The organism is Candidatus Corynebacterium faecigallinarum (assembly GCF_052264515.1).
Classification (GTDB): domain Bacteria; phylum Actinomycetota; class Actinomycetes; order Mycobacteriales; family Mycobacteriaceae; genus Corynebacterium; species Corynebacterium faecigallinarum.
In genome coordinates this window covers 1-5,176 of record NZ_JBQQOC010000052.1, presented here as the reverse complement: position 1 = coordinate 5,176, position 5,176 = coordinate 1, and the positions used below count along the sequence as shown (strand labels likewise).

Annotated in this window: 7 protein-coding genes; 2 read left to right on the top strand and 5 right to left on the bottom strand. The window is 60.3% G+C overall.

Features of this window, described 5'->3' with window-relative positions:
* Positions 1-324: 324 nt before the first annotated feature.
* The 3 genes from ACTXPP_RS13855 to ACTXPP_RS13845 are packed head-to-tail and all read right to left on the bottom strand — an operon-like array spanning position 325 to position 2,257.
* Positions 325-1,083: a type 1 glutamine amidotransferase domain-containing protein gene (locus tag ACTXPP_RS13855; RefSeq protein WP_443342660.1), complete on the bottom strand. Its 759-nt coding sequence runs from the start codon at positions 1,081-1,083 to the stop codon at positions 325-327.
* A 54-nt stretch (positions 1,084-1,137) separates the two neighbouring features.
* Positions 1,138-1,467: a nuclear transport factor 2 family protein gene (locus ACTXPP_RS13850; protein ID WP_145943522.1), complete on the bottom strand. Its 330-nt coding sequence runs from the start codon at positions 1,465-1,467 to the stop codon at positions 1,138-1,140.
* A 34-nt stretch (positions 1,468-1,501) separates the two neighbouring features.
* A complete protein-coding gene (locus ACTXPP_RS13845) occupies positions 1,502-2,257 on the bottom strand; it encodes an SDR family oxidoreductase (RefSeq protein WP_145943523.1) in 756 nt (251 codons plus the stop codon).
* Between the two features lie 87 nt (positions 2,258-2,344).
* Between ACTXPP_RS13845 and ACTXPP_RS13840 the strand changes: the two genes are divergently transcribed.
* Both ACTXPP_RS13840 and ACTXPP_RS13835 read left to right on the top strand, forming a co-directional pair.
* The gene (locus ACTXPP_RS13840; RefSeq protein ID WP_443342657.1) at positions 2,345-3,031 is read left to right on the top strand and encodes a TetR/AcrR family transcriptional regulator; all 687 of its coding nucleotides are present in this window, start codon (positions 2,345-2,347) and stop codon (positions 3,029-3,031) included.
* 105 nt (positions 3,032-3,136) lie between these two features.
* Positions 3,137-4,249 carry an Abi family protein gene (locus ACTXPP_RS13835; protein ID WP_443342655.1) on the top strand — a complete coding sequence of 371 codons (1,113 nt, stop codon included), beginning with the start codon at positions 3,137-3,139 and terminating at the stop codon, positions 4,247-4,249.
* A 1-nt stretch (position 4,250) separates the two neighbouring features.
* On the opposite strand, the gene mihF is transcribed toward ACTXPP_RS13835, so the two are convergent.
* Both mihF and ACTXPP_RS13825 read right to left on the bottom strand, forming a co-directional pair.
* The gene (gene mihF, locus ACTXPP_RS13830) at positions 4,251-4,571 is read right to left on the bottom strand and encodes an integration host factor, actinobacterial type (RefSeq protein ID WP_443342653.1); all 321 of its coding nucleotides are present in this window, start codon (positions 4,569-4,571) and stop codon (positions 4,251-4,253) included.
* A 233-nt stretch (positions 4,572-4,804) separates the two neighbouring features.
* Positions 4,805-5,176, bottom strand: a 372-nt coding sequence (locus tag ACTXPP_RS13825) for a MarR family winged helix-turn-helix transcriptional regulator (RefSeq protein ID WP_443342651.1), incomplete at its 5' end; no start/stop codon positions are given.

Sequence of the window (5,176 nt, the reverse complement as noted above, 5' to 3'; positions counted from 1 at the left end):
ATACCCACAATCATGCCTCACTAAATTCCAGCATGGAAGAAGGCGGAACACTTTTCGGTGAGACAGGTTGGTAAGACATTTTTCGTGTTGGTTTCCGCAGGAGCTGCGGATTTTGAGATGCTCGTTGTGCGTGTCTTGTAAACCTTTAGATTATCGAGACAACTGGGGAGCGGCCCAGTGGCTGCTATTCCAATAATCCGGACCGTCGCACCGTGGACGGATACGACAGCAGTCGTTTCCGGTGTGAAGAAGATCAGGCGTGAGGAAGGAGCGAAGAGTACTTTCCTCACACCGACACAGTGCTTCGTCTCCAGGGCCGTGACCCTAGAGTTCGTCGAGCGCTTCTATGACCAGACCGGCAGCCAGCGCGCTGCTGTACTGCTGTTGCCCGGTGATCAGGCGACCATCACGTATTGCGAACGGCTCATTGGCTTCCCGACACAAGAACACAGTGTCGTCGATGCCTCTAGCCTCGCTCTCGATGGTGTAGTCGTTGAGAACAACACCGAAAGCCTCGTTAACCACTTCTTCCTCTGCATCGGTGAAGCCAGTCCACCGCTTCCCTGCAGCCAGCAGTGACCCGTCAGACAACCTGGACCACAGCAATAGTGAGGAACCGTGGCAGATCAGTGACACCACCTTGCCTGCTTCATAGAACGAAGAGATCAGATCATGCAGGTGATCATCATCCTTGAAGGTCAGCAGTGGTCCACCCCCACCGGCGACCCACACGGCATCATAGTCAGCAACGTCAACATCGGCGGTCGAGATTGTGTCACTGAGCAGGGGACCGAAGGTGTCGTGGTGCAGGAAACCGAGGGTGATCAGATCATCGCGGTAGTCCCCTCCTGGGGTTCTTGGGTCGCTGTGTGTATCGACCATCACTTCTCCGCCCTTAGGGGAGGCGATGTCAACGTCGTGACCGGCCTCAATGAATGCGAGGAACGCACGGGTGAGTTCCTCGCCAAAGAAGCCGACAGGCATCCCGTGCAGTTCTGCTGTGTTGGACACGATTGCCAGGATACGGCGTGGTTTATGGCTCCGTCCGGAACGTGCTTCGAAAGTGCTGTCAGTGTCGTTCATCAGGCTTCATCCTCTCCTATTAGGGGCATGGTGCCACGAAGGTGACGGCGTTCGTCAGCCTTCGCTGATGGTCATTTTCTTGATCTTGTCACCATCGAGGTCGAAGTCGAATCGCGACGGCCCGTTGGCGTGGGTTGACCGCCAGTCGCCGACGACGGTGATTTTGCCGTCGGCGGTGGAGGCTCGTTCTGCGCTGAAGGTTGGCTGGGATCCGATGAATGCGATCTGGCTCCACTCGTCAATCTCGTCGCGTCCGGTGATGATCTGACCCCAGTCATCGACGACAGCATCGGTGGTCAACGCATCAAGAAAAGCCTGGCTATCATGGTCGTTGACCGCGGTGAAGAATGAGGCGATCGGCTCGGGGATGTCAAGGCTGGTCACAAGAATATCCTTCGGTTAGGCGGACAGGGCGGGGTTAGCGCGTGGTGTAGCCACCGTTGGCGAAGATCGTCTGACCGGTGATCCACCAGCCGTCAGTCGCCAGGAACCTGATGATCGGTGCGATGTCCTCGATCTGGGTGAGCTGATTGCCCATGGCCTGGGACTTGTGGAACTCGACTCGTTCCGGCGTTTCCTGGCCGTAGAAGAACGGCGTGTCCATCGGGCCGGGGGCCACGGCGTTGACCGAGATGCCACGGTCGGCGAACTCCTTGGACGCCGCACGGGTGAAGTGCTCCACCGGGGCCTTGCCGCCGGCGTAGGTGGAGTAGCCGTCGGTGAAGGCGGCCAACAAGGCAGTGACCACGGTGATGATCTTGCCATCGTCGGAAAGATGCTTGCCTGCCTCCTTGATGAAGAAGTACGCAGCCTTGGAATTGATGTCGAACATCGAGTCGTACTCGTCCTCGGCGGTCTCGACGATGGGCTTGCGCAGCACCTTGCCGGCGGTGTTGATGGCGATGTCGATCTTGCCGAACGTCTTCTCGGCCTCATCGAACAGGGTCGCGACGTTCTGCGGTGCGGTCAGGTCGCCTTGGAAGATCGCACCCTGGACGTCTTCAGCCTGCACAGCGGCGAGGGTGTCCTCGGCATCCGGTCGACTGGCATCGGAATTGTAGTGGATCGCCACGTTGGCTCCGGCAGCCGCGGACTGGCGCGCCACCAGGCCTCCGAGATTCTTGCCGCCTCCGGCGATCAGGACGTTCTTTCCCTTGAGCGTGTGCTCAGTCATGCTGTCTTCCTTTCTCGTGGACTTCACGGATGAACATATCAGAGATATGTTGCGCCGTATCGATGATACGTACGCTACGGTAGCAGAATGAGCAGGGACGCGTCGACAGGAACGAGAGAAAAGTTGATCGCCGCTGCCGCGGACATGATCGCCCGCTCGCCCGGCGAGGACTTCTCGCTGCGGGCGGTGTGCGACACCGTGGGAGTCAAGCTGCCCACCGCCTACCACTTCTTCGGCTCCAAACAGGGACTTGCCGATGCCGTTGTCGAGCACGGTTTCGACATGTACATCGCCGAGAAACAGGCGATGGAGTGGACCGGTGACCCGATCCAGGACATCCGCACCGGATGGGACGCCCACGTCGACTTCGGCCTGGCCAACCCCGGGTTCTACGCACTGATGTACGGCAAGGTGCAGCCCGGTCACGCCCCGGCGGCCCAGTCCCGTCCCGCCGAGATCCTGCTCGAACTCACCATGACAGCCGCGGAACAGGGACGCCTCGCCGTCCCGCCGGAGCAGGCTTCCGCCCACATCCTGGCGACAAACATCGGCGTCACGCTGCGACAGATCATCCAGAGAACTGCCGACCCCGGGCTCTCTGCGGCGGTACGCGACGGGGTGATCAGCGCGATCACTGGAACAGTAGGCCAGGATGAGAATCAGGCTGTGGCGACGGTCGCAGAGAAGGCGGCCGCACACCCTGATCTGCTAGGAACTGCGGAGACACGGCTACTTCTCGAGTGGCTGAAGAGGATGAAAAACTCGACACCGTGACGACTCGACCCAACTGGCTATGATCTCTCCCCCCCCCCCTGCGCCACGCTGCGACCCACTGGCGGCCTTCTGGGCTCGACGTCACTGGTCCAGATGTTCCCGCGCGTGGTTACCGGCATCCTGGGTACGGAGACGGACCGGGCAGACCTTGTTTTTCCTGGGCATGATGAAGTATCATGGGTTCAATCGTTCGGTCCGCACTGGGAGAGATCCCAGGGGCGGACCGGATTTCTTTGTATGGAGACCTGCATGAACCAACTCAAAGCATGGCTGTCGGTCGAGGACCAGATCGCACTGCTCCGACGGCGAGGTATGCACGTCCCCGGCGACGGCAGTGCCGAACACCTACTGTCCACCATCGCGTACTACCGGCTCAGTGGCTACTGGTACCTGTACCGCCAACCTGACCCGGACAGACAGGATCGCCCCCTCAGCACATTCGTCGACGGAGCAACCCTCTCTGAGGTCAAGAATCTCTACGACTTCGACCGCCGACTCAAGTTACTGATCCTGTCTGGTATCGAACGTATCGAGGTCGCGCTTCGCGCCCGCCTTGGCCACGTCCTCGGATCACACGGAGCCCTGTGCTACGAAGACCCCCGGACCTTCCGGCCGACATTCCTGCACGCCGAATGGCTCAACCTCGCACACCGGAGAGTCGCCAGGACCCGGAAAAGCAACGACGAAGTCGTCCTTCACCACGATGCACACTACGACGGCCTCATCCCGATCTGGGTTCTCACCGACATGCTCGACTTCGCAGACATCTCCAAGCTCTACAAGGCAATGTTCGCCGAGGATCAACGACAGATCAGCCAGTGGCTCAACGTCATCCCGGCGCCCCGTGCAAGCAAAGAGGTCCGCCGTAAATGGGCCTCTCATCCGCCCCTGGCCAACTGGTTGGAGAACCTCACGGTGGTCCGAAACATATGCGCCCACCACGGCCGACTATGGAATCGCCAACTACCGCCTGTCGGCACCCCGCCTCGGGTCCGGCACCTGGGCGTATTCGATGATATCCCGGAATCACTGCATCAGGTCGAGCGCGTCCGTGGGACGATCAGCATCATCACTCACCTCATGAAGGTCATTGCACCTGAAAGCACCTGGAGCGCTGAGGTAGATAGCCTCATCACCAACACGTTTATCAAGCTGCCCGGCCGCAGCACCGACGAGATGCTGATGTCACTCAAGCAACGAGAGAAGCTGGATCGGTGAGTTAGCCTGCCACCGCGTCGCGTACGGCGGCGAGCTGGATGTTGCCCAGGCCTCCCAAACGACGGTTCTCGGCGATGGCGTTCGTCTCCCGGAAACTCTCCACACTGACCTTGCCCCACCCCGGCAGGGCACGCAGGAAACTGGTCAGGCGCGTCTTCACCAACACCGGATCCCCCAGGGCCTCATCCAACCCTGCCGCACCGCCAGTCTCGCCGGTGCGCAACCGGGCAGTGAACTCCGAGCGCTTGGCACGAGTCTCAGCTGCCTTCTGCAACGCAGTGGCGCGCTGTTCCGGGGTGAGGGTAGGAAGACTGGAAGCCATGAGCTGATCACATCACTTTCTTGTTGAACGACGGGTCGACACTACCCACACGGGTGGCATCTGCTGTGAACAGCAACTTACCAGTACCAGGGCGGCGGAAAGCCCGGAGCTTCGTCATCCATATGCGCTCTCAGTGCCGCCGGTGGGTCTCTTACAGCGTCCAGCGTCAGGCACGTACCGTAGATGTCCACTGCACAGCGCGCCGTCGCATCACCGGGGCGCTCTACAGGTCGTCAGTACAAGCGCTCACGCAGTGCGGCGCCGGCAACGTCCCGCTGCGCGGCGATTTGAATGAGGCTCGCGGCAACGGTCGACGATGCCGCCTGGAAAGTACGCCGACCTTTCCTCGTGAGGTTGATCTGGAATGCACGTTTGTCCCCGGCAACCTTCGCTCGATCGACAAGTCCGCGCTCCTCCATCTGCGTGACGAGGCGGGATAGACGCGGCTGCGAACGGCCGACTGACGTGCACATTGTCGACATCGGGGTCCATCCGCGTTGCTCCGAGAGGCACTCCATCACTTCATAGGCTGTCAGGCAGAGCGCGTGCTTCTCATTGAGTGAGGTTTCGATACGCTGCTGCGCGGCCTCGATGGGGCGAACTAC

Coding starts and splice junctions, on each gene's coding strand:
- mihF (WP_443342653.1), bottom strand. CDS start 4,571: ATGGCTTCCAGTCTTCCTACCCTCACCCCGGAACAGCGCGCCACTGCG.
- ACTXPP_RS13855 (WP_443342660.1), bottom strand. CDS start 1,083: ATGAACGACACTGACAGCACTTTCGAAGCACGTTCCGGACGGAGCCAT.
- ACTXPP_RS13840 (WP_443342657.1), top strand. CDS start 2,345: ATGAGCAGGGACGCGTCGACAGGAACGAGAGAAAAGTTGATCGCCGCT.
- ACTXPP_RS13845 (WP_145943523.1), bottom strand. CDS start 2,257: ATGACTGAGCACACGCTCAAGGGAAAGAACGTCCTGATCGCCGGAGGC.